Below are 24,115 nucleotides of genomic sequence, written 5' to 3'. Positions count from 1 at the left end.
TTCGGTAGCACCAATCGGGTGCTGCCGCTGGCGGTGTGAAGTCAATCGACGTCCGTTCCGCCGAGCTTGGTTTGTAGCGCCTTGCGCGCACCGGAAGCCTTTCCGGATTCAACCAACGCTCCACTCCCCGATACAGAAGCTAGCAAGATGCGGTTGATGGCCTGTGCGCCATTGTCCGCCGCTTCGGTGCGCGCTGCGCGTGCCCTTCCTGTTTCAAACGACATCCGCCAGCGGTAATTGACCGGCTGGCTGTTGGCGTTTGTTGTGCCGATTCCGCACGGGAGTACATTGGCGAGCATCCTTTGTACGCGCTCTCTGAGACAACGATGTCTACCGATTCCAATGAATACTGGTTTCCGGCCAAGCGCTACGGCTGGGGATGGGGCTTGCCTTCGCGTTGGCAGGGTTGGGCGGTACTCGTCATCTATGCCGTACTGCTGGGGGCTGGCATCGTGGGGCTGCACCCGGGGCAAACGCAGTCGAGCTTTGCGTTGTACGTGCTGGGCGTGACAGCGCTGCTGTTACTGGTCTGCTGGTGGAAGGGAGAGCCGCCACGCTGGCGTTGGGGGCGGGACTGAGCGGTCTACTTGCCCATCAACTGCGCAGATACGGGCCGACCCGTTTCTCCAGCAAGGCGACGAGTTCGGGCTGCATGAACACGTAGTCGTCGGAAATATCCAGACACACCACATGCTTGCCGCGTAGTCGCGGACCAAACCGCTGCGACAGGCGCCGCTGGTGGCTGCGTTCCATGACGAAAATCGTCTCAGCCCAGTCGAGCTGATCGGCGTCGAGTTGCACGTCTGCGTCGGAAGCCAAGCCCGCAGAATCTGTCTCGACGTTTGGCCACCTGGCGAAGACCGCTTCCGCCGTCGGGCTGCGTAGCCGATTGCGGCTGCAGATGAAGAGCACACGCATCGGGCTAAACCGATGCCTCCAGCGCCGCCGCAACCGATGCGCGATAGCCCTTCGGCAAGTTCACCGGCAACGCGTCGGGCGCAAATAGCCCAAGGCGCTTGTGCTCATGACTGACGGTGGGTTCAAACGGGCCCACCAGCGCGCACGCGTACGTGGCAATGAGCACATGCTTGCCCGGCACGACTTCGAACAGATACGTGTCGATCTGGTCGCCCACTTCCACCCGCAGGTTCAACTCTTCGGCAATCTCGCGTATCAGGCATTCGGCCGAGGACTCGCCCCGTTCAATGCGGCCACCCGGCAGTTCCCATTCTTCGCGCTCATTGAGCAGTAGGACGACCTCGCCGGTGGGCACGCGCAGGACGCCTTTGATGGAGATGGGGTAGGTAGACGTGGCGGTCACTTGCCAATACAAAACCGACTAAAAATCACCCCCAGCAAGTCATCACTCGAAAACGCCCCCGTGATGCTGTTCAACGCCTCCTGCGCAAGCCGTAATTCTTCGGCAAACAGGTCCAGCGATTGTGCTTGTTGTGCCGCGTGCTCCGCCGCCGTGGCGAGATGTTCGCGGGCCGTGCGCAGCGCCGCTAGATGGCGCTCGCGCGCAAGGTAAAGCCCCTCACCTCCGCCCTGCCAGCCGGCGATCTCCAGTAACGCCGCGCGCAGCAATTCAACGCCCAGGCCATCGCGCGCCGAGAGCCATACCTCGGGCGGCTCAGTATCCACGCGGCCCGGTACGGCCACGCCAGAGAGGTCGATCTTGTTGACGACGCGCAGGGTCGGCACGCCGGCGGGTACGTGCTCGGCGATGCGGGCGTCGATGGCAGCGTCTTCGGGTGAGAGGCCGTTGGCGCGATAGTCCGCCGCATCCAGCAGATGCAGCACGACATCGGCGCGGGCGATGGCGGCCCAGGTGCGCTCGATTCCGATGCGCTCGACTTCGTCTTCCGTATCGCGCAGGCCCGCCGTGTCGACGATGTTCAGCGGGATGCCTTCAATCTGAATCGTCTGCTGCACCTTGTCACGCGTGGTGCCGGCAATCGGCGTGACGATGGCAAGCTCCGCGCCGGCCAGCGCATTGAGCAACGACGATTTGCCGACGTTCGGTTGCCCCGCCAGCACCACGTGCAGGCCTTCGCGCAGCAGCGCACCTTGGCGCGCCTGCGCCAGCACGCCATCGACGGCCGCGCGAATGCCGGCAAGCTGGCCGCGCGCGTCGGAGGCTTCCAGAAAGTCGATTTCCTCTTCGGGAAAATCCAGCGTTGCCTCCACCAGCATGCGCAGATGAATCACGCGCTCAACCAGCGCATGCACCGCCTGCGAAAACGCGCCATCGAGCGAACGCGCTGCCGAACGTGCGGCAGCTTCGGTACTGGCCTCGATCAGGTCGGCGACGGCCTCGGCCTGCGCCAGATCCATCTTGTCGTTGAGGAAAGCGCGGCGTGTGAACTCGCCGGGCTCCGCCACGCGCAGGCCGATCTCGCGACCAGCGGCCAGGCAGCGTTGCAGCAGCAGTTGCATCACGACGGGGCCGCCGTGCCCCTGCAGCTCAAGCACGTCTTCGCCCGTGTACGAATGCGGCGCCGGAAACCACAGCGCGATGCCGCGATCGATGGCGTTGCCGGCGGCATCGAGAAAGGGCAGGTAGGTCGCCTGGCGCGGCGTCAGCAGGCGTCCGCACACGGCTTGCATGACGGTGCGTACGTCGGGCCCCGACACGCGCACCACGCCAATGCCGCCCCGCCCAGGGGCGGTGGCAATCGCGGCGATGGGGATCGTGAGGATGGGCGCACGCGGCGCGGCGGAAGCGTTTGGCAAGGCGGCGGGGTGGTCATCAGCGGTCATGGGCGGTATTGTGCGGCAGCCGCGCAGTTGCGCGCCAGTTTCCAGCCCTGGAGATTCGGATGATCGATCACACCGGCGTCGTCGTCAGCGACTTTGAGGCCAGCAAGCGGTTCTACGAACAGGCACTCGGCGCCATTGGCCTGGGCAAGGTGCTGGAGTTTCCTGCGGCCGTCACCGGCCACACCGATGTGGCGGGCTTTGGGCCTCCGGGGAAGGCGGAGTTCTGGATTTCAGCAGCGATGGCGGGGCAGGAGCCGAACAAGCCGCCGCTGCACGTGGCTTTCCGCGTCGCCAGGCGTGCCGAGGTGGAGGCTTTCTACGCTGCGGCAATGGCCGCAGGCGGCACTGACAATGGCGCACCCGGCGTGCGCGCGCACTATCACCCGAACTACTACGGCGCTTTCGTGCGCGACCCGGACGGCCACAACATCGAGGCCGTCTGCCACGCTCCCAGGTGAAGCACTTGAAGCGCTTCAAGGTGGCGTAAAAAAGGGCACCCGAGGGTGCCCCTTTTTGTTGAAGCGCATTCGCCTTACTTGGCGGGTGCCGCCTTCTTGTTGGTGCCCAGCATGCGGTTGATCGACCATTGCTGCGCGATCGACAGGCAGTTGTTCACCACCCAGTACAGCACCAGGCCGGCCGGGAAGAAGAAGAACATCACCGAGAACGCGATCGGCATGAACATCATGACCTTGGCCTGCACCGGATCCGGCGGGGTCGGGTTGAGCCTGGTCTGCACGAACATCGAGACGGCCATCAGCACCGGCAGGATGTAGAACGGGTCAGGCGTGGACAGATCGTGCACCCAGCCGATCCAAGGCGCACCGCGCATTTCAACCGACGACAGCAGCGCCCAGTACAACGCCATGAACACCGGAATCTGGATCACGATCGGCAGGCAGCCGCCGAGCGGATTGACCTTCTCGGTGCGGTACAGCGTCATCATCTCCTGGTTCATCTTCTGCGGGTCGCCCTTGTGGCGCTCGCGGATGGCCGTCATGCGCGGCTGCAGGTCTTTCATCTTGGCCATCGAGCGGTAGCTCGTGGCCGACAGCGGGAAGAACACCAGCTTGATCAGCACCGTGAGCGCGACGATCGACCAGCCCCAGTTGCCCAGCATCGCGTGGATCTTTTCGAGCAGCCAGAACAGCGGCTTGGCGACGATGGTCAGCCAGCCGTAGTCCTTCACCAAATCCAGGCCCGGCGTGATGGCCTCCAGCATGCGCGCCTGCTGCGGGCCGGCAAACAGGCGTGCCGTTGCCGACACACTGGCGCCCGGCGCGACCGTGCCCAGCGGCTCTTGGATGCCGATGCGGTAGAAGTTGGTGTCGACGCGGTTGACGTAGTACTCGCGCTTGACGTTGTTTGCCGGAATCCACGCCGATGCAAAGTAGTGCTGCACCATCGCCACCCAGCCGCTGTCGGTCGGGGCCGGCACCTGTGCCTTGCCCTTGTCGATGTCGGCGAAGGTGATCTTGTGGAACTTGTCGCCGTCGGTGTACACCGCCGGGCCGGTGAACGTGCTGTAGAAGCGTGAGTGCTCCACAGCGCCGCCGTCACGAGCCAGTTCCAGGTACAGCGTCGGGTTGATCGGTGCGGTGCCGTCGTTCGTCACGTCGAAACGCGTGTCGATCACGTAGCTGCCGCGCTTGAAGACGTACGTCTTGGCCAGCTTGGCGCCGCCCTTGTCGGCGGTGAGCGTGATCGACACATCGTTGCCCGTGCCCAAGTCGCGCGGGCCGGCCGATGCCGTGAACACCGTCGTGTGGTTCGGGAAGTCACCGCCGATCAGGCCCGAGCGCGCCAGATAGGTACGCTCGACGCTGCGGTCGAACAGCACCATCGGGTTGCCGTCGTGGTCTTTCTGACCAAGCAGTTCGAGCTTGGTGACGATGGCGCCGTCGGTGTCGATGGTGGCGCGCAGCAGGTCGGTCGAGATGACGATCTTTTCCGAAGCCGGTGCCTGCGAAGCGGCGCCCGTAGCCGGGGCGGCTTGCGACCCGGCAGCAGCCGTCGTGGAGGCGCTGTTCGGCACGTCGCCTGCTGGCGTGCTGCCCGGCGCGGCGGCTGTGGTCGTGGCCGTTTGCGGCGTCGGGAAGAACATCGACTGGTGGCCATTCGCGCGTTGCCAGTTGTCGAACAGCAGGACAACCGCCAGCGAGAAGATCACCCAGAGAATGGTGCGTTTGATATCCATGTCGGATTACGGTCTGGGAAGGTGAAGCCAGCGCCGAAAAGCGGCTGCGCAGCCCGATCTTGAACCTGCGATGCTCACCGTACCCTTGTACGGTTGCGCTTCTCGGTCCAACTTTGGGCTGCTCGCTACGTTTTCCGGCACTGCCTGGATCGACGGCCGCGCAGGCTGGGAGTCAGCTGCGGTCGCGTCGGTCGATGCGGGATCGGGGGAGCGGGGCACAGCGTCGCCAGCAGCGGGCGGCACAGGATCATACCCGCCTTGTGCGAACGGATGGCAGCGGCATAGACGTTTTGCCGCAAGATAACTGCCGTAACCCGGCCCGTGAGTGAGCACGGCGTCGCGCGCGTAGTCAGAACAGGTGGGGAGGAAACGACATTGCGCGCCCACAAACGGGCTGAACGCCACTTTGTAGATGCGCAGCAGAAACAGCAGCACGCGCGTCATTGCGTGCTCCCAGCGGTGGGCTGGGAGGGGGCGGCGGCAGGTGGTGCCGGCAGCGGGCGCGTCGCAATCTCGAACAGATGCACCAGCTCTTCGCGGCAGATGCGCTTGAAGGCGGCCACGGTCGGCACGTCTTGACGCGGAAACTTGGCCTGCAGACGGATCAGCACGTCGCGCCCGCCTAGCAGAGGCTGCCGCAGGCGGAACAACTCGCGGCACTGCCGTTTGATGAGGTTGCGCTCGACAGCACGCTTGGCGAATTTCTTGCCGATTACCACACCGAGGCGGGCTTGAGCGGCGCCGTTGGCGCGCACATACAGCACGAAGTGACGACTACGCCGGACAGGCCGCAAAGCAAAAACGGATGAAAACTCATCCGTTTTTGTCAGCCTCGCGGCCTTGGGGTAGGCGTGCAGGCCCATCGCCAGCGTGCCGCAAAGCCATGGGTAACGGCCAGGAGCCGCCACCCTCGGCGCGGCCGTCTTTAGATGGCCAGGCGCTTACGACCCTTGGCGCGGCGTGCGTTCAGCACGGCACGGCCACCACGGGTCTTCATGCGGACACGGAAACCGTGGGTGCGCTTGCGACGGGTAACGGAAGGTTGATAGGTACGCTTCATGATGCACTCTCTTGTTAATGGGTGGTGCGGACATTGCCGCACGCGCCGGGCCTAGGGCTACCGCCGCGGCCTGGTGTCGATTCAGTCAGAGAAATCGCCCACGCAGACTGCCGTGCGCTATGTTGTTCAGGTCTAGGGTGTCACCGGAACATCGGGCACCGAGAGCATCGGGCCTAAGCCGGATCAGTCGCGACGAAGTGTTTCTCGCCCCGCATCTGACACGAACAAGCGTGCGCTCCCCTGCTGCGCATCGCAGAACCCGACATTTAAGCGGCATTTCCCACATCTGTCAAGCCTTCCTGACTGGGGATAACGTGCGCCCGGCGCCCGAAATTCACCCGGCGACGAGTTGTCCCCATCGCCTTGTGCGGCTTGGTGTGCTCTGCGCAAAGCCTTGTGGTGACTGGGTTTGCGGCGAGTCAACAAAATCGGTTGTCCACCGCTACTCACAGCGGGTCCACAGGTTATCCACAGACTTATCCTTTGTGGATAACTTTCGGCCGGGGGTACAATCCCGTTCCAATAACGAAAGCCACCCGGTTTCTGGCCTGCGCCAGGAGCCCGGCGGCCGGCCCTCCCGGGGACGTCAACAGACGCGTGTGGCGCCGGTCAAACACCTAACGATAACGATGCAGGATTTCTGGCATGCGGCGTCCGCTCAGCTCGAGAGTGAGTTGACGCCGCAACAATTCAAGACGTGGATCAAGCCGCTGACGCCGCTGTCGTTTGACGAGCAGGCGTGCACGCTGCGGATTGCTGCGCCCAACCGCTTCAAGCTCGACTGGGTCAAGAGTCAGTTCTCTGGCCGCATCCAGTCGCTTGCGTGCGACTACTGGGAGGCGACCGTCGACGTGCAGTTCGTGCTCGACCCGACCGCCGGCCAGCGCCAGGCGGCCTTGCAGCCGTCGCTCGCGCCGGTGCCGATGCAACCTTTGGGCGCCCAGCAGATTCAACCGCGGCAGGCCCTGCCGGCCGGCAACGGTGCCGCGCATGACGCGACTAATCTGCGCGCCGCGCCGGCCGTGTATCGCGAAGCCGCGCTTGCAACGGCGGGCCATGCCGCTGCCGATATCGACGTGCCCGTGATGGACGCCACCGAGGTCAGGGCCCAGTCGTACCGCATGCCGCCGCAGGCGCCCGCCGTGGTCGCGAGCCTTGCCGCACCGCCGCAGGCGCCGGTGGACGACTCCGTACACGAGCGCTCACGGCTCAATCAGATCCTCACGTTCGACAACTTCGTCACCGGTAAGGCGAACCAGTTGGCGCGCGCTGCCGCCATCCAGGTCGCCAATAACCCGGGCAAGTCGTACAACCCGCTGTACCTGTACGGCGGCGTGGGCCTGGGCAAGACGCACTTGATCCATGCCATTGGCAACTTCATGCTGATGGAGAACCCGCGCGCGCGCATCCGCTACATCCACGCGGAGCAGTACGTGTCTGATGTGGTGAAGGCGTATCAGCGCAAGGCGTTTGACGATTTCAAGCGCTACTACCACTCGCTCGATCTGCTCCTGATCGATGACATCCAGTTCTTCTCGGGCAAGAACCGCACGCAGGAAGAATTCTTCTACGCGTTCGAGGCGCTGATTGCCAACCGTGCCCAGGTCATCATCACCAGCGATACGTATCCGAAAGAGATCACCGGCATCGACGACCGCCTGATCTCGCGCTTCGACTCCGGCCTGACCGTGGCCATCGAGCCGCCCGAGCTGGAGATGCGCGTCGCGATTCTGATGAAGAAGGCGCAGGCCGAGAATGTGATCGTGCCGGAAGAGGTGGCCTTCTTCGTGGCCAAGCACCTTCGCTCCAACGTGCGTGAGCTGGAGGGCGCGCTGCGCAAGATCCTGGCGTACTCGAACTTCCACGGCAAAGAGATCACGATCGAGGTTACGCGCGAGGCGCTCAAAGACCTGCTGACCGTGCAGAACCGCCAGATCTCGGTGGAAAACATCCAGAAGACCTGCGCGGATTTCTACAACATCAAGGTCGCGGATATGTATTCCAAGAAGCGGCCGGCCAACATCGCGCGCCCGCGTCAGATCGCCATGTATCTGGCCAAGGAACTCACGCAGAAGAGCCTGCCCGAGATTGGCGAATTGTTCGGCGGACGCGACCACACCACGGTGCTGCACGCGGTGCGCAAGATTGCCGACGAGCGCACCAAGGACGCCCAGCTCAACCACGAGTTGCACGTGCTCGAGCAAACGCTCAAGGGCTGACCGCACGATGGTCAGCAGAGCGCATGGCAACGCCATTCGCCCTGAATCAAGCCTCGACAGACGCCCGCTCGAATGCGGGCGTCTTTTCATGCACAATAGACATATTTGCCGCGCGCGTGACGCTATCCAGCGCCCCCTTATTTGCGGTATAATTTGTGATTAACCCCTTGATTTACAACAACTTTGGGTTAATCGCGAATGCTCCTGCAGGCACCGGCCCATGTGGCCCAGGCTGGGGCGCGCGCGGTGTCACCTCTCAAGCCAAGGATCGCCTTCATGCAATTGGTCAAAACCTCGCGAGACAACCTGCTGCGTCCGCTGCAAATCGTGAGCGGCATCGTGGAACGCCGACACACGCTGCCCATCCTGGCCAATCTGCTGATCACCAAGCAAGGTGAACGGGTTTCCTTCCTGTCCACCGACATCGAAATCCAGATCACTACGCACGCCGATTGCGGCGCCGGCGCCGGCGATATCGCCACCACCGTGGCCGCCCGCAAGCTGGTCGACATCCTGCGTGCCATGCCCGACGGCGAAGTCGCTCTCACGCTCAACGACAAGCGCATGACGGTGCAATCCGGCAAGAGCCGCTTTGCGCTGCAGACGCTGGCCGCTGAAGAATTCCCGACTGTCGCAGAGGCAACCGATTTCGGCGCCCGCATCACCGTGCCGCAGAAGACGCTCAAGCACCTGCTGGCGATGGTGCACTTCGCGATGGCCCAGCAAGACATCCGCTACTACCTCAACGGCATGCTGCTGGTGGTGGACGGCAAGCAAGTCATGGCTGTCGCCACCGACGGCCACCGCCTGGCCTACTGCGGCGTGGAAACCGGTGAGCAACCGGCAGGCGCCGGCGGCCGCCAGGAAGTCATCATCCCGCGCAAGACCATCCTCGAACTGCAACGCCTGCTGGAAGACGTGGACGATCCTGTCTCGGTGCAACTGGCCTCCAACCAGGTCAAGTTCACCTTCGGCAATATCGAGCTGATCTCCAAGCTGGTCGAAGGCAAGTTCCCGGATTTCCAGCGCGTGATCCCGAAGGGTTACCGCAACAGCTTCACGATCGACCGTGCCTTCCTGCAGCAGGCGCTGCAACGCACGGCCATCCTGACCACCGACAAGTTCAAGGGCGTGCGCTGCATGCTCGACACCAACGTCCTCAAGATCAGCTCCACCAACGCTGACCAGGAAGAAGCGCAGGAAGAACTCGAAATCGACTACCAGGGCGATGCACTGGATATCGGTTTCAACGTCACCTACCTGCTGGACGTGCTGGCCAACCTCAAGGCCGAAAAAGTGCAGGTAAGCCTGGGCGACTCCAATTCGAGCGCACTCATCACCCTGCCCGACGACGACACCTTCAAGTACGTCGTCATGCCGATGCGCATTTGACGCACCGCTGCACCCAGAGCAAGACGAGGGGCTGGATCGTGACGATCCGCCCCTTCGCCGTTTTTAAGCAACCCCGCTGTGTGCGTTGAGATAACCATTTCCGCGCCCATGGCAGCGAGCAGAACGACATGACCGAAGAGCAGAAACCGCAATCCACCCCCGCCGAGGCCAACAGCTACGACGCCGCCTCGATCCAGATCCTGGAAGGCCTGGAGGCGGTACGCAAGCGGCCGGGCATGTACATCGGCGACACCTCGGATGGCACCGGCCTGCACCACCTCGTGTTCGAGGTGCTGGACAACTCCATCGACGAAGCACTGGCTGGCCATTGCACCGAGATCCAGGTCACCATCCACACGGACAACTCCATCTCCGTGATCGACAACGGCCGCGGCATCCCGACCGGCATCAAGTTTGACGACAAGCACGAGCCCAAGCGCAGCGCGACCGAGATCGCCATGACCGAGCTGCACGCCGGTGGCAAGTTCAACCAGAACAGCTACAAGGTGTCGGGCGGTCTGCACGGCGTGGGCGTGTCTTGCGTGAACGGCCTGTCGAAGTGGATGAAGGTGACGGTGCGCCAGGGTGGCAAGGTGCATTACATCGAGTTTGCACAGGGCGTGCCGCAAAACCGCCTGATCGAAACCGTGCAAGGTCCGGACGGCCAGATGGTCGAAGTCTCGCCGCTGCGTGTGTCGGGCACCACCGACAAGCGCGGCACCGAAGTGCACTTCCTGGCCGACGAAGAAATCTTCACCAACGTCGAATACCACTACGAGATCCTCTCCAAGCGCATTCGCGAGCTTTCGTTCCTGAACAACGGCGTGCACATCAAGCTGACCGACCAGCGCACCGGCAAGGAAGAAGACTTCGCCTTCTCGGGCGGCGTGAAGGGCTTTGTTGAGTACATCAACAAGAACAAGACCGTGCTGCACCCCACCATCTTCTTTGCCTCGGGCGAGAAAGACGGCGTGGCCGTGGAAGTGTCGATGCAGTGGAACGACGCCTACAACGAGCAGGTGCTCTGCTTCACCAACAACATCCCGCAGCGTGACGGCGGCACCCACCTCACGGGCCTGCGCGCGGCCATGACGCGCGTCATCAACAAGTACATCGCCGACAACGAGATCGCCAAGAAAGCCAAGGTCGACACCTCGGGCGACGACATGCGCGAAGGCCTGACCTGCGTGCTGTCCGTCAAGGTGCCGGAGCCCAAGTTCAGCTCGCAGACCAAGGACAAGCTCGTCTCGTCGGAAGTGCGCCTGCCCGTGGAAGAAGTCGTGGCCAAGGCGCTGAGCGACTTCCTGCTGGAAACGCCCGTCGACGCCAAGATCATCTGCGGCAAGATCGTTGAAGCTGCCCGCGCGCGTGAAGCCGCCCGCAAGGCCCGCGAAATGACGCGCCGCAAGGGCGTGCTCGACGGCATGGGCCTGCCCGGCAAACTGGCCGACTGCCAGGAGAAAGACCCCGCGCTGTCAGAACTCTTCATCGTCGAGGGTGACTCCGCAGGTGGATCGGCCAAGCAAGGCCGCGACCGCAAGTTCCAGGCAATCCTGCCGCTCAAGGGCAAGATCCTGAACGTCGAGCGTGCGCGCTTCGACAAGATGCTCTCCAGCCAGGAAGTGCTCACGCTCATCACCGCCATGGGCACCGGCATTGGCAAAGACGACTACAACCTCGACAAGCTGCGCTACCACCGCATCATCATCATGACCGATGCTGACGTAGACGGCTCGCACATCCGCACGCTGCTGCTCACGTTCTTCTACCGCCAGATGCCCGAGATCATCGAGCGCGGCCACGTGTACATCGCCCAGCCGCCGCTCTACAAGATCAAGCACGGCAAGGAAGAGCGCTACATCAAAGACGACGTCGAGATGGCCGCCTACCTCGTGCGCCAGGCGCTGGACACCGCCGTGCTCGTGCGCCCCGACGGCACCGAGATTGCCGGCGACGCCCTGGCCGAACTCGCACGCCAGTACCAGCTCAGCCGCGGCGTGATCGAGCGCCTGTCTCGCGTGATTGACGCCGACGCCCTGCGCGCCATTGCCGAAGGCGTCGCCCTGGACCTGTCCAGCGAACCCGCAGCCGAAGCCAGCGCCCGCACGCTCAAGGCCCGCCTGCTGGAAATGCAAGGCAACGCCAGCAACGCCAACGGCGGCGCCACCGCAGACGCCTTCATGCAGTACGACGAGAAGACCGAGAAGTACCGCATCATGGTCGTCCGCCGCCAGCACGGCAACCAGCGCCTGAGCCACATCGACGCCGACTTCGTGGCCGGCGCCGACTACACCGCGCTCTCAAGCACCGCCGCCACCTTCCAGGGCCTGATTGGCGACGGCGCGAAGGTGCGGCGCGGCACCGGCGACAAGGTGCGCGAGCAGAACGTTGCCGACTTCCACGCCGCCATGAACTGGCTGCTGAGCGAAGCCGAGCGCGGCGTGAGCCGCCAGCGCTACAAGGGCCTGGGCGAAATGAACCCCGAGCAGCTGTGGGAAACCACCATGGACGTCACCCAGCGCCGCCTGCTGCGCGTGCAGATTGAAGACGCCATTGCCGCGGACCAGATTTTCACCACGCTGATGGGCGACGACGTGGAGCCGCGCCGGAACTTCATTGAGAGCAATGCGTTGGTAGCGCGGAATATTGATGTTTGAAGCGGTATTGTAGGAACTCAAAATAGTTGAGACATTTCACAAATAGATGACTCAATCCGACCACCTATCGGCGGGGACGTAGATCAAGCAGGGCGGGTTCGAGCCTAGCTGCATCAAGCGATGTAAGCCCATGAGTTTCCTGAGGAAGTTCATGGGCTTTTTTCTTGGGCGTGGTGGAGCGCCGCTTTCTCGACCCTGAACGCACCCATCGTCTCGAATCAAGGTGCCGCTGTCGCGCGGAACAACGGTCCTCGATGTTGCCGAGCTGACTCAGGTCAGGAGAAGTCTTTCTGGGTATCCATCAAGATGGGCAGATCTGCTGGGTGTGCCTGCAGGGGGCGCGAGCAAGAACCATGAGCGCTTCATGATGCGCTTTATACGCATGCCCCCCGTCAGCACCTTACTCTCGGTGTCCGCAAACCAATCCTGAGCATTGGCTTATCCGGGAAGCTGATGCAGGTAGCCTTCAAACTCAGAGAGGTCATCGGCCTCTGCGAGAGGGCGCAAGCACCCAAGATTGCTGCCCGTGAGCAGCCTACGTCCGGCTTCGACTGAAGCAACAGCTTTCTCGAGTTTTGGTTCTACTTCATTGGCATATTTCACCCAAGTTGCCAATTGATGGTGCGTCAATGTATCGATATCCAGCTTTTCGAACTCCGAGAGATTTTGCGTCAGGTCTAGGGCCAAAATGGTTCGCAAATTGTTCTCTGGGCTTAGCGCTTCCAACCCAGCAAGGTGTCCAAGCTCATCCCGCACATACTGAGGTGCTCTTAGTCTCTTTCCAGCGCTAGCTTCCATGATGGCGACTTCCTTGACCGTCGCCTCTCGCATCAGATACGCAGTGTTGCTCCCTGTTTTCAACATCTCACTGATACAGCGCACCACCGACTGCGGACAGCCTCTATTCAACTCAATCAATGATTGGGACATTTTGTACACCCAATCCGCACCGTATCCTCCCTTTCTGATGGAGGTGATTCGTTCGATCAAGTCAGGCAGTCGATAGAAAAAACTCCAAAGCGCTTCACGATTCTCTTTTTCTGTGATGTCTCGATCAAATTTTCGAGACATATCTTCAAAGTCGACGCCAAAGTGTTTTCGTCCGCAGTCTTTACCGATATTTGTTTCAAGACCATCAGTCGTCACGACAATGTAGCCGCGGCCGTGAGGAGTATGGCAATTTGACAGACCGCAACGGACCATGTCGCGAAACACATAGCGTCCAAGTATGGCCTTAAGTTCATGCCGGGTCGGGTCAAGGCTGCCGGTAAACCCTGGGCGTTGGTGAATTTCTTCCAACGAGGTTACTCGGATAAGCTGCTTGTCGGCATTCAGTGTTATCAATGTCGTGCTCCCCACGAATACAAGAATGATCACAATACCAGCCGGTAGCTGGGGAAGCGATCCATACGGTTTGCGTTAAGATTCTGCGGCCAGATATAAAAAATATGCTCGCATCCCTACCAAAGAGGGGGGGGCAGAGCGCTCATGGGCCGTGACTGAACACGTGGCAAGATGCTTTTGACAAGCAATTCTTGGATTTTTGGATGGCAGTCCCGGGGGCGGGTCACGCGGGTGGCCGTAGTGGTTGTAAAATCGAGCTGACGTCTAAAAATGGGCCGGCATGGTCAGCACTAAACTAGATCGCGAGAGAGCGACGTGCAGACAGGGGAGAGGGTATTTTCTCGGGGGGCTATTCCGAGGGGGCAGGCGCGTCCTGAAAATGCTGGGGGGATGGTGACAGAACCCACACCAACTACCGCGCGGCCTATCGGCAGGTTATTCCGGATTGCAGTTTCGGCAGGTATCGACGCGGCCGTGAAGCTGCACATTCTTCGAGGCGATGACCTTGAGTGCCGTGACGAGAATGGATTTACCCCGCTCTTGATAGCTGCTTCGCGCAATAGGGCGAGCGTTTGCAGGTTGCTCATAAGTGCTGGCGCAAATGTATATGCGATCGATTCTGCCGGTCGGGACGTTCTCACAATCGCTCGAGAATGTGGGGCCTTTGCTGCTGTCGAGGCTATAGCAGCATATTTAGCCAACCATGGAACTGGCCGAACCCAAGCAGCGAAGGGTTCACAGTCTGCGAGCGGCGCTGGACTGACTACATCTGAGTGCGAAAGCTTGCACGCCAGTCCCGATGGGAAGACGTGCTCCGCAACGGGGGCTCTGCCAAGTCACTCACCAAATCAAGCGCTCCGACAAGACTCGTCTACCGAGACTGTACCTGCCCCTGTCGCTGTCGGAAGCAAGTCTTCAGCGAAAGTCGCCGGAGATTCGCTACCTAAGAACATCACGTCCATAGAGCGCACACTAAACCGAAGCGGTTCAGATGATGAAGTTTCATCAACGATTGAGATTGCTACTGTGGTGGGCGGGGCGGTCTATGAAGTCGACGCACGTCAGTGCGTCGAAGAGCCGGCTGTTTTTCTCCCAGAGAATAGCGGTGCTCTGGCAAACCACCTCTCTCCCTCAGGCAAGCCCAATGGTCCCATTTCACAGTTGGGTGATGACTCCAGTGTCGACCAACTGACATTCGGAGATTGGGAGGCTGTCGAAACATTGGAGCCGCCTCGCGACAATCGTTCCGTTGCCTTGTCTGCGGCGGAACGACAACGACAGATTGACGTTCACACGCCGATTGACCACAGCGCGGCTTGGGACGACTTTGAGGCCTTCTTGCCGGAGTCGGCGGAACCGCTGCGGAATGCGAGCGACCGAGGTTTCGGGGAGTCGTTACGGGCACTGATACTGCGTGGGCTTCGAGAGGGTAGCGTTCCAACGGTAGCCGTCGAGGATGCCTTTTCCGCGCGGGGTGACGGTGACGAACGTGACCTGCGCGCAGAGGCAGCGCTGGGGTTCATTCTCGGAGACATGGGTGCTGAACAGGACGAGCGTCTCGAATTCCAGTCAGTGATCCCAAGTGAAAACTTCAAGGTGGTCGTTGATCCAGTAGAAACTGACCACGAAGAAGCGGAAGTCGACGGAGCCGTCCTGCATTTCGAAGAATTGCTCTCCGATAGGAATGACCCGTTTCGGATCTACCACCGCGTCGCTGTTAAGTACTCGCTTCTGTCGTCGGAGCATGAAACTGAGTTAGCACAACAGATGGAAGGCGCAGTCGAACGCGCGCTCGACGCGTTGGCGAATTGGCCTCTTGGTATGAGCCATCTTCTTGGTGCAATGCGCAAAGCTATCGACACCTCAAACCTGTCGAGTCTCATCGTTTTGCGTGGTGGCGATTCGGACGAAATCAATCAAGATGCAGACACCGATGACAATGACGATGCGTCAACCGAAGCCGATCTCGATGCGTCGCTGAGGAGCAGTGACGAGCAGGCCAAAGAATCAGACGAAGATGCGTCGACTGCAGTTGCGGATGCCCCCAACGAGCTTCTGGCTGGTATCCAGGCACTGGTCCTTCAATCGGCAGATGGTGCGATGTCGCCGCAGCTGCGATATGAGTTGGGGCGATTGCGCTTCAGACGACCGTTTCTGATGGGCTTGGCGGACGTGGTGAAAGGTGATCACCATCCTTCCGCATCAGCATACAAAGACGCCATCGCTGAGCTGATCCACTACCGGGACCGCATGGCTCAAGCCAACCTGCGCTTGGTCATGGATATCGCTAGGCGTCGCATGCATTCGGGGCTGTCACTGGAAGATTTGATCCAGGAAGGGAACATTGGTCTTCTCAAGGCGGTGGACCGGTTCGACTGGCGTCGAGGTTTCCGGTTCTCAACAATGGCGATCTGGTGGATCAAGCAACAGATTGGACGCGCCATTTTTGACATGGCACTCGAAATTCGTTTGCCGGTTCATATCCACGAAAAGGTCTCTCGAGCTCGCAGGGAAATCGAGTCACTCGAGCGCACGCGAGGCAACACAATCTCCTTGCAGGAGCGGGCAGCGGTCAGCAACATGACAGCAGATAGGTTCGAAGTGGCCGCCCGCGCGCTTTCGGAACCTTTGTCGATCGATGAGGCGCAGGAGGCCGGTTGCTTCGAATCCGAAGAGGTCGATCAATCGTTCGTCCGCATGGCCATACGCGATGACGAGCGGTTGGTTGACGCAATGCTTGCGAAGCTGAAGAAAAAGGATGCACAGGTCCTTCGGCTTCGGTTTGGCATAGGCGTCCCTGAGGCGCTCACTCTGGAGCAGATCGGCGAAATTCTTGGGGTAACCCGAGAGCGTGTTCGGCAGATCGAGGCCGCTGCAGTGCGCAAGCTCTCGTCTCCGCATCACCGCGACGCCCTGTCGAGGGCCTTGGGGAAAGTCCCTCCGCAACGTGGGGCTCAGTCCAAGGAAGGCGGTGTTCAGGTAGCAGGCGATGCTCCTCCCGAGTCCGGTCCGGCCGCTCATTCGCAAGAACCTTCATCGACACCTCATCTGTGGGCGGAGGGCAATGTGATTCGACAAGCTGACGCGATACGTCCTTCGTCTCTTGATGGTGCAGCCTCCCCGATATCCGCGTTCATGCAGCGACTGCTCGATGCGGCTCGTGATCTCGGCGTTCCCGTCGCAGAAGATTTGTCTGGGTCCAAAGCAAGTTTCATATTCGGCGAGATTGATTGGCGTGACCGCAAAGGGCGCAAACTGATCCGCGATCTGCTTGGTGCAGGCTTCACATGGCAACCAGGGAAGGGTTACAGACAATGAGTGCGATGCGAAATGCGCCGCCACGGGCCGGTGCAATGCTCGAGGCCTTGCGAGGTATGGGCTACTCGACCGGCGCCGCGGTCGCAGACATCATCGACAACAGTATTGCTGCGGGTGCCACTTGCGTCGATGTCCAGTTCTCTTGGGATGAGGAGGGCAGCCGCGTAACGATTCTCGACGACGGTCGTGGAATGGATGACTCGGAGCTTGAGAGCGCCATGACGCTTGGCGACAAGAGCCCGCTTGACGCTCGAGATCCTGATGATCTCGGCCGATTTGGCATGGGGCTCAAGACTGCCTCCTTCTCGCAGTGCCGCCGATTGACTGTTGCGAGTGCAAAGGGTGGCTCGCATGCCTGCTTGCGATGGGATTTGGATGAGCTTGCGCGAAATCCGGACATCGGATGGGCTTTACTCGAGGGGCCCGCCCCGGGGTCCGAGTCGTTCGTTGCACCAATACTTGAACGCCCTCATGGATGCTTGGTGTTGTGGGAGTCGATGGACCGCATCGTAACCAAAGCATTTTCACCCGAACATTTTCTTGATTTGGTTGATGAGGTACAGCAGCACTTGGCCATGGTATTTCATCGGCTCATCGGAGGGCCGCGGCCAAGGTTGCGGTTGACGATCAACACGCGTCCCGTCATCGCATGGGACCCTTTTATGGCGGGGCATCCGGCAAAGCCATGGGAGTCACCCGTCGCCAAGAAGCCTACAGAAGCCGGCCCTATCTCACTGCAGTGCCACGTGTTGCCTCACAAGGATCGGCTCACAAATGACGAGTTCGAGTGCAATGGTGGCCCCGCAGGTTGGAGTGCCCAGCAGGGGTTCTACGTCTACCGGAACGAACGTCTGCTTGTCGCCGGCGGCTGGCTTGGGCTCGGGCAAGGCCGCGCATGGAATCGCGAGGAAGCCTACCGGCTGGCGCGTATTCAATTGGATATTCCGAATACCGCTGATGCAGCTTGGAAGATCGATATCCGCAAATCGATCGCTCGACCGCCCGTGTCGTTGAGGCCGTGGCTGCTCAAGCTCGCCGAGGATACGCGAGAGAGGGCACGGCGCGTCTTTGCTTATCGAGCCGCTCCGCAAGCTCGGGTTGGTGCGGCCTCGATTGAACTGGCGTGGAGAGCGGAGCACACCAAAGCCGGTGTGAAATACCGCATCGACGAGAAGCATCCCGCAGTTGCGGCAGTACTTGAAGCTTGCGAAGGGGATGCTGAACTTGTGCGGGCAATGCTGCGTGTGGTTGAGGAGACAGTGCCCGTTCAGCGTATTTGGCTCGATACCGCCGAGTCAAAGGACACCCCGCGCAGTGGCTTTTCAGGTGAGCCGAGCATAGAGGTGCAACACGTCTTGTCAGTTTTGTTTAGGGATATGGTCGTCCGACGGAATATGAGCGAGGAGCTTGCTCGAGCGACCCTGGCGACAACGGAGCCTTTCCAAGACTATCCGAACCTGGTCGCCGCGTTGAGCGTCTAGTTTTGAAATCACTTAGAAAAAGGGGGGAGGATGAGCGTATTTGAATCGATACAGACGAAAATTATCTCGATCGCGCAGATCTTGCTGCGTGATGCGCCAGAAGAAACGACTCGCTCGCCAAGTGCGATAGCCGATCACGTGCGTATGGCCGCCATGACAATGAAAGCGGCGCCGAATGAATATGACGAAGATGCGGCTGTTGCCGAGCTCATCCGCCGATTTAGCCACTGGGTTCCCAACGATTCGACTTTGACCGATTCGGCCGGCCACGAAGACTGGTTTCAGCCCTCGCTAAAGAAGGACTGGCGCTATTGGCAGCGGCTCCAACGCTACTTGGAGCGCTCTCTCGCGGTGAATGTCGTGGAGGCTCTTGATCGTTCAACGGACGGGATCATTGCGCAACTCGAAGATCCGAAGAGAGAGGCTCCTTGGGATCGTCGTGGGCTGGTCGTGGGCCATGTTCAATCCGGCAAGACCAGCAGCTACTCGGCCCTCATTTGCAAGGCGGCCGATGCAGGCTACAAGATCATCGTCGTCCTCGCTGGCATGCACAACAATCTGCGCGCACAAACGCAGATACGGCTCGAAGAAGCGTTCCTGGGTTACGAGACCTCCCCGAACCGTGATCCCGGCAATCCGATCGGCGTCTTCTTTGAAGATCGAGACCCGAACATTCACCCAAACTGCGCTACCTCGCGAGACGAGAAAGGTGATTTCAACGGAGCGGCAGCGAAGAAGTTCTCGGTCTCCCCGGAGCAGCGGCCTTGGCTATTCGTCGTCAAAAAGAACAAGTCGGTACTCGAAAAGTTGCTCAAGTGGATGCGTAGCAACCACGTGGCGAACGCAACAGACCCTGAGACGGGCCGGAAGTTTTCGACGAACTTGCCTCTGCTGGTAATCGATGATGAAGCAGACAACGCATCCATCGACACAGGTGAGCAGGAGTTCGACGAGAACGGGGTTCCAGATCCTGAGCATGAACCGAAGGCGATCAACAGCCTCATCCGGCAGATTCTGGATACCTTTGCAAAGTCGGCTTACGTTGGATATACAGCCACGCCTTTCGCCAACGTCTTTATTCACCGCCGAGGCAAGACGAAAAGCGAGGGTGAAGACCTTTTCCCCCGCTCTTTTATCTGCAACTTGGCCGCTCCATCGAACTACGTTGGGCCCACTCGCGTCTTCGGGATAGCGGGCACTACAGATGAGCGTGTCGGCGGGCTCCCGTTAACGCGTGAGTTCGATGATCACGCCGACACCGAAGGTGGTGGCTGGATGCCCGCGAAGCATCAAAAAGACCATATTCCCACGCATGGCGGCGAAGACTGCTTGCCCCCGTCTTTGCGCGAGGCTATCCACTCCTTCCTGCTCGCTTGCGCAGCGCGCGCTTGTCGCGGACAAAAAACGAAGCACTGTTCGATGCTGGTCCATGTTACGCGACTCACGTTCGTGCAAAATCAAGTCCGACGGCAGGTCGACGAGTTCGTAAAGCGGATGTCGCAGCGCTTGGCACGTGGGGTTGATGCTGAGAGGCTTCTGGCCGAACTCCGGGAGCTCTGGGAATCCGACTTCGTTCCGACTCATGACGCAATTCAGGAGGCACTGGTAGATGGTGATCGGCCAACCGACTTGCCTTCGTGGAGCGAGATTGTCACCGCTCTACCGGACGCTGCAGCTGATATCGTCGTTAAAACGATCAATGGATCTGCAAAAGACGCACTCGACTATGTCGAGAAAGAGGCCACCGGTCTTAAGGTGATCGCCATCGGCGGCGATAAGCTCGCTCGAGGCCTGACGCTTGAGGGACTGATAACCAGCTACTTTGTTCGCACAACGAAGATGTATGACACGCTCATGCAGATGGGCCGCTGGTTCGGTTACCGACCGGGCTATCTCGATCTTTGCCGGCTATATACGACAAGTGATCTGATTCGAAATTTTGGCCTGATCGCGGACGCCGCCGAGGAGTTGCGTCAGGAGTTCGATGCAATGGTTGCCGTTGGGGCAACGCCCGACAAGTATGGTCTCAAGGTGGCATCGCATCCCAGCCTGCTCGTCACGTCGCCAATGAAGATGAGGACTGCGCAGACGGTGCGGCTTTCTTACAGCGGTTCACTAACGCAAACCATCGCATTTCCTTCCGTCATATCCTCGCTTCAAGGCAATCTTGATGCTGCCGAGCAACTCGTGGCAAACATGGGAACACCAGCGGTCATCGGCCCGAAACAGGACCGTCCAGGCACGCCGGACAACTGGAAACGCTCTTGGTTGTGGAGGGATATCTCGTCCGAGAAGATCAAGGCATTCCTGGGTGCGTACACGGCTGCTCCTGGCATTGAGCGTGCCAACGGAGGGGTGATGTCGGAGTTCGTCGAAGAGATGAACAAGGTGGGCGAGCTGAACCTATGGACGGTAGCGCTTGTTGCCCAAGGTCGATCTGATCATGATGTCGGGTCCTACACGTTTGCCAATGACTTCGAGGTAACGGCCATGCCCATGCGCTCGTCCAAGGGGGACGGTAAGCGCTACTCGATTGGGGTGCTTACTGATCCTGCTGATGAGGGTATCGACGTCGGCATCAACGAGTGGACAGTCGCCCTGGACTCGACCGTTGATACTTGGCTGCGTGAGGGTAACAAGAAGCGTCCTAAACCGCAGCGCCCAAGCGGGCGGGCACTACGCGACCTTAGACGCGCTGACAAGCCGAGCGTGGACCATCGGGGGCTGCTATTGCTCTACCCGTTATCACCCAAATCGGATAGCAACAAGCACTTCATCCCCGATTGGGATAAACCAATTATCGGATTTGCTGCAAGTTTTCCTTCGAGCAACCAAGAGGTGTCTGTCGAATACAAGGTCGACCATCTGCTGTGGGAGGAGCAATATGGCTCTGCCGAGTGAGCAACTGACGCTCGCCTGGAGCTCTCTGGCCGCATCCGCTGATACCGGCGAGGGATGGCGCAGCATCGCTGTATCGCCAGCTGGCGCAGCCTTGGTCCATGCGGGCCTTCGTTTTCCCTCCGGAGCAGAGGCAATCCTTGTCCGTTTCTTTGCCTCCTCAGTACCGACAACCGTCAAACTGCCGGATGGTGGTGGGTTTCTTGTTGAACTTGTGTCGCTTGAGGATGGGTTCACCTGGGTTGCGCTGACGCGGCGCGAAGCGGCCAGTTTGGACTTCTTTGCCTCCATGGCTGGTGACGTCGCAACAGCGCTTTCCTCTTGTCCGGCCTCCGACGAGGCCAAGTCGTTGTCGACACTTTTGGGGCGAGTGCGGGCTTGGCAGGAATTCATGCGGAAGGGGGGCGCCCCCTTGAGTGCGGAAGCGGAAATTGGCCTTTTTGGAGAGCTTTCGCTTTTGCGGGCAATCCTCGATGAAGGGCTCGATGTGCCTACAGTGTGTGACGCTTGGCGAGGGCCGTTTGGTGGCCTACGCGACTTCGAGATTGGCACGGGAGGCATCGAGGTCAAGAGCACAGTGTCACCGTCGGGATTTCGCGCAAAAGTGGGGAGCTTGGAGCAGCTGGACGACACTGAGCGCCAACCCCTTTTTTTGGTGGCAGTAAGGCTGCGCCAGACGCAGGGTGGTCAATCACTTTCCGATGCCGTAGAGACGGCGCGCGACATCATCGCGGGTGATTTGTTGGCCGAGCGGCTGCTTGCTGAGAGGCTTATTGCATCCGGCTACAGGGATCGGCACGCCGACATGTATACCCGTCGATTCGAAATTGCCCAAGTGCGAGTTTTTCGGGTTGACCAACGATTTCCTCGACTGACACCGCATTCGGTGCCGCAGGGTGTTGAGCGTGCTTCATACGAGATCGACATTGAAAAAGCTGACGCCGCTGCGACGGTTGATCTCCGCTACGCACTCACAGAACTACAAGGAATTTAGATGGAACTTGTCGACTTCCTGCGTGAGACGCAGGCCGAGGTACAGACTCAGGCCGAGAGCGGTCAACCTCACGCCGAGATCGCATTCACAGAAATCGTGATGCAGCATATGGCCGACATTGGGATGACATATGAGCCGGAGCCGACACATTTCTCCCGTAAGGTTGGTAGCGCGAACGTCCGCCTGAGCGGCTATTCGGTCTCGGACGAGCAGGAGCAACTCGACCTTTTCGTGAGCCTATACGAGGGTGTCGACGAGCTCAACCCAGTCCCGGACTCCGAGACCAAGACGGCCGCGGAGCAATGCTTGAGATTCCTGCAGCTTTGCGCCGAGGGCAAGCTTGCGAGCAAGCTTGACCCGTCCGACGAGGTGCGCATCTTGGCCGACATCATCCGCGGCCTTTACGATGAGCTCGAGCAGATTCGCATCTATGTTCTGACTGATCGGGTCGCGAGAACGCTTCAGTTTAAGCCGCGCGAGATTGGCGGAAAGGTCGTGCACCTAGAAGTCATGGACATTGCGCGTTTGCACCGTCACTGGTCAGAGGGCAAACCGCGTGATGAGCTGGTCGTTGACTTCAACGAGGTTTGTGGTGTGCCGCTGCCATGCGTTTTCGTACCAGGGAATGGAGAGGACTACGACTATGCTTTGACGGCCATACCTGGCGAAGCGCTGCGTCTGCTTTATGAGAAATTCGGTGCTCGGTTGCTTGAGGCCAACGTGCGCTCATTTCTCAGTGTCAAGGCAAAGGGCGTTAACGCAGGGATCCAGAACACACTGAGGATGGCACCTAGCAGGTTCATGGCGTACAACAATGGCATCGTGGTTGTCGCCGATGAGATGAGGGTGGATGACGCGGGTGGCGGTGCAACCGGAATCGCATGGCTCAGAGGACTCCAGGTGGTCAACGGCGGCCAGACCACCGCCTCGATCTATTTCGCCAAACGCAAATATCCAGACACCGATCTTTCGCGCGTGCGAGTGCCCGCGAAGATCATAGTGATGAAGACACAGGATCCTGTGAAGGAAGAAGCGCTGGTCGCAGACATCTCGCGATTCGCGAACAGCCAGAACGCGGTGAAACAGTCGGATCTGTCCGCCAACAAGCCTTTCCATATTCAAATCGAACGCCTGTCTCTCACGGTCTACTGCCCCGATGGCCGCAGCCGTTGGTTCTACGAACGTGCGGCCGGAAGCTACAACACGCTGCTGGCTCGCGACGGAACGACGCCAGCGAAGTTGCGGGACCTCAAGGAAACCATACCTGTCGCACGGCGGATCACGAAGACTGACTTGGCCAAGTATCTGACGGCCTGGGACAGGCGCCCCGATCTTGTCAGCCGCGGGTCCCAGAAGAACTTCGAGCAGTTCATGGCAGCTTTGTCGATGCCCGAAGGCATCGAGATATCGCTACCTGACGTAGTCGAGTACAAGAGAATGATCGCGAAGGCGAAGCTGTTCAGAGACACGCAGAAGATGATGCGTGCAATGTTCCCCGCCTTTCAGGCAAACATCGCTGCTTATACATTTTCCTTGCTCGCGGATCGCCTCGGTGATCGTATTGATCTGGACCGCATATGGACGGCACAGAGTGGATCGAGCCAGTTAATGGATCAGATTGCCCGCTGGGCCCGAGAGGTGGATGAGGTGCTGAGCCGAACTGCGAGTGGCCGGATGGTCTCGGAGTGGGCCAAAAAGCCGGAGTGCAAAGATGCAGTGTTCTCAGCGACCTATTCTGCACCGGATGAGACCATTCCGGAACTAAAGACGATTTGACGAGCTGACGCTAGGG

18 protein-coding genes and 2 pseudogenes are annotated in these 24,115 nt (G+C 60.1%); 11 read left to right on the top strand and 9 right to left on the bottom strand.

Annotated elements, in window-relative coordinates; translation table 11 throughout:
• Positions 1–41 precede the first annotated feature (41 nt).
• Positions 42–299: a hypothetical protein gene (locus ACTJK6_RS08795; protein WP_433865976.1), complete on the bottom strand. Its 258-nt coding sequence runs from the start codon at positions 297–299 to the stop codon at positions 42–44.
• A 27-nt stretch (positions 300–326) separates the two neighbouring features.
• Between ACTJK6_RS08795 and ACTJK6_RS08790 the strand changes: the two genes are divergently transcribed.
• Complete coding sequence (locus ACTJK6_RS08790) at positions 327–578, top strand: hypothetical protein (RefSeq protein ID WP_260803756.1); 252 nt, start codon at positions 327–329, stop codon at positions 576–578.
• A 16-nt stretch (positions 579–594) separates the two neighbouring features.
• On the opposite strand, the gene ACTJK6_RS08785 is transcribed toward ACTJK6_RS08790, so the two are convergent.
• Genes ACTJK6_RS08785 through mnmE form a run of 3 tightly spaced genes read right to left on the bottom strand, consistent with a single transcriptional unit; the run spans position 595 to position 2,763 of the window.
• On the bottom strand, positions 595–918 hold the full coding sequence (locus tag ACTJK6_RS08785) for a low molecular weight protein tyrosine phosphatase family protein (protein ID WP_440838738.1): 324 nt from the start codon (positions 916–918) through the stop codon (positions 595–597).
• A gap of 4 nt (positions 919–922) precedes the next feature.
• On the bottom strand, positions 923–1,321 hold the full coding sequence (locus ACTJK6_RS08780; RefSeq protein WP_440838736.1) for an NUDIX hydrolase: 399 nt from the start codon (positions 1,319–1,321) through the stop codon (positions 923–925).
• Positions 1,318–2,763 carry a tRNA uridine-5-carboxymethylaminomethyl(34) synthesis GTPase MnmE gene (gene mnmE / locus ACTJK6_RS08775; protein WP_440838735.1) on the bottom strand — a complete coding sequence of 482 codons (1,446 nt, stop codon included), beginning with the start codon at positions 2,761–2,763 and terminating at the stop codon, positions 1,318–1,320. Before mnmE ends, ACTJK6_RS08780 begins: the two co-directional genes overlap by 4 nt.
• Positions 2,764–2,822: 59 nt before the next feature.
• Here mnmE and ACTJK6_RS08770 point away from each other — a divergent pair, with 59 nt between their 5' ends.
• Complete coding sequence (locus ACTJK6_RS08770; RefSeq protein WP_343619459.1) at positions 2,823–3,221, top strand: VOC family protein; 399 nt, start codon at positions 2,823–2,825, stop codon at positions 3,219–3,221.
• Between the two features lie 74 nt (positions 3,222–3,295).
• Here ACTJK6_RS08770 and yidC read toward each other — a convergent pair whose 3' ends face one another.
• The 4 genes and pseudogenes from yidC to rpmH all read right to left on the bottom strand — a co-directional run bounded on the left by yidC (position 3,296) and on the right by rpmH (position 6,020).
• A complete protein-coding gene (gene yidC / locus ACTJK6_RS08765; protein WP_440838734.1) occupies positions 3,296–4,960 on the bottom strand; it encodes a membrane protein insertase YidC in 1,665 nt (554 codons plus the stop codon).
• 147 nt (positions 4,961–5,107) lie between these two features.
• Positions 5,108–5,404 (bottom strand): annotated as a pseudogene (gene yidD / locus ACTJK6_RS08760) (membrane protein insertion efficiency factor YidD); the annotation flags it as partial.
• Positions 5,401–5,823, bottom strand: a complete 423-nt coding sequence (gene rnpA, locus ACTJK6_RS08755) for a ribonuclease P protein component (RefSeq protein WP_316870726.1) — start codon at positions 5,821–5,823, stop codon at positions 5,401–5,403. The gene rnpA and the pseudogene yidD, both read right to left, overlap by 4 nt.
• 62 nt (positions 5,824–5,885) lie before the next feature.
• Positions 5,886–6,020, bottom strand: a complete 135-nt coding sequence (gene rpmH, locus ACTJK6_RS08750) for a 50S ribosomal protein L34 (protein ID WP_003262958.1) — start codon at positions 6,018–6,020, stop codon at positions 5,886–5,888.
• A gap of 629 nt (positions 6,021–6,649) precedes the next feature.
• Between rpmH and dnaA the strand changes: the two genes are divergently transcribed.
• The 3 genes from dnaA (at position 6,650) to gyrB (ending at position 12,288) form a co-directional block, all read left to right on the top strand.
• The gene (gene dnaA, locus ACTJK6_RS08745) at positions 6,650–8,239 is read left to right on the top strand and encodes a chromosomal replication initiator protein DnaA (protein WP_316870312.1); all 1,590 of its coding nucleotides are present in this window, start codon (positions 6,650–6,652) and stop codon (positions 8,237–8,239) included.
• A 276-nt stretch (positions 8,240–8,515) separates the two neighbouring features.
• Positions 8,516–9,631 carry a DNA polymerase III subunit beta gene (gene dnaN, locus ACTJK6_RS08740; protein WP_232041621.1) on the top strand — a complete coding sequence of 372 codons (1,116 nt, stop codon included), beginning with the start codon at positions 8,516–8,518 and terminating at the stop codon, positions 9,629–9,631.
• Between the two features lie 128 nt (positions 9,632–9,759).
• Positions 9,760–12,288 (top strand): DNA topoisomerase (ATP-hydrolyzing) subunit B, encoded by a 2,529-nt coding sequence (gyrB, locus tag ACTJK6_RS08735; RefSeq protein ID WP_440838733.1) that lies wholly within the window; start codon positions 9,760–9,762, stop codon positions 12,286–12,288.
• A gap of 438 nt (positions 12,289–12,726) precedes the next feature.
• Here the strand turns inward: gyrB and ACTJK6_RS08730 are convergent, their stop codons facing one another.
• Positions 12,727–13,587 carry a hypothetical protein gene (locus ACTJK6_RS08730; RefSeq protein WP_240674300.1) on the bottom strand — a complete coding sequence of 287 codons (861 nt, stop codon included), beginning with the start codon at positions 13,585–13,587 and terminating at the stop codon, positions 12,727–12,729.
• Between the two features lie 435 nt (positions 13,588–14,022).
• Between ACTJK6_RS08730 and ACTJK6_RS08725 the strand changes: the two are divergent.
• The 6 genes and pseudogenes from ACTJK6_RS08725 to ACTJK6_RS08700 all read left to right on the top strand — a co-directional run.
• Positions 14,023–14,310 (top strand): annotated as a pseudogene (locus tag ACTJK6_RS08725) (ankyrin repeat domain-containing protein); the annotation flags it as partial.
• An 855-nt stretch (positions 14,311–15,165) separates the two neighbouring features.
• Positions 15,166–16,950: a sigma-70 family RNA polymerase sigma factor gene (locus tag ACTJK6_RS08720; RefSeq protein WP_240674301.1), complete on the top strand. Its 1,785-nt coding sequence runs from the start codon at positions 15,166–15,168 to the stop codon at positions 16,948–16,950.
• Positions 16,920–18,431: an ATP-binding protein gene (locus tag ACTJK6_RS08715; protein WP_240674302.1), complete on the top strand. Its 1,512-nt coding sequence runs from the start codon at positions 16,920–16,922 to the stop codon at positions 18,429–18,431. Before ACTJK6_RS08720 ends, ACTJK6_RS08715 begins: the two co-directional genes overlap by 31 nt.
• A 30-nt stretch (positions 18,432–18,461) precedes the next feature.
• The gene (locus tag ACTJK6_RS08710; RefSeq protein ID WP_127592047.1) at positions 18,462–21,332 is read left to right on the top strand and encodes a Z1 domain-containing protein; all 2,871 of its coding nucleotides are present in this window, start codon (positions 18,462–18,464) and stop codon (positions 21,330–21,332) included.
• Entirely contained in the window at positions 21,316–22,323 is a 1,008-nt protein-coding gene (locus ACTJK6_RS08705) for a PD-(D/E)XK motif protein (RefSeq protein WP_164775003.1), read from the top strand. The genes ACTJK6_RS08710 and ACTJK6_RS08705 overlap by 17 nt, the downstream gene beginning before the upstream one ends.
• Positions 22,324–24,099, top strand: a complete 1,776-nt coding sequence (locus tag ACTJK6_RS08700; protein ID WP_127592049.1) for an AIPR family protein — start codon at positions 22,324–22,326, stop codon at positions 24,097–24,099.
• Positions 24,100–24,115 lie beyond the last annotated feature (16 nt).

The sequence above is a fragment of the Ralstonia sp. 22086 genome, from assembly GCF_052045975.1.
GTDB lineage: Bacteria > Pseudomonadota > Gammaproteobacteria > Burkholderiales > Burkholderiaceae > Ralstonia > Ralstonia wenshanensis.
The sequence above is the reverse complement of the archived record's forward strand: the minus strand, read 5'-3'. Positions and strand labels throughout refer to the sequence as shown.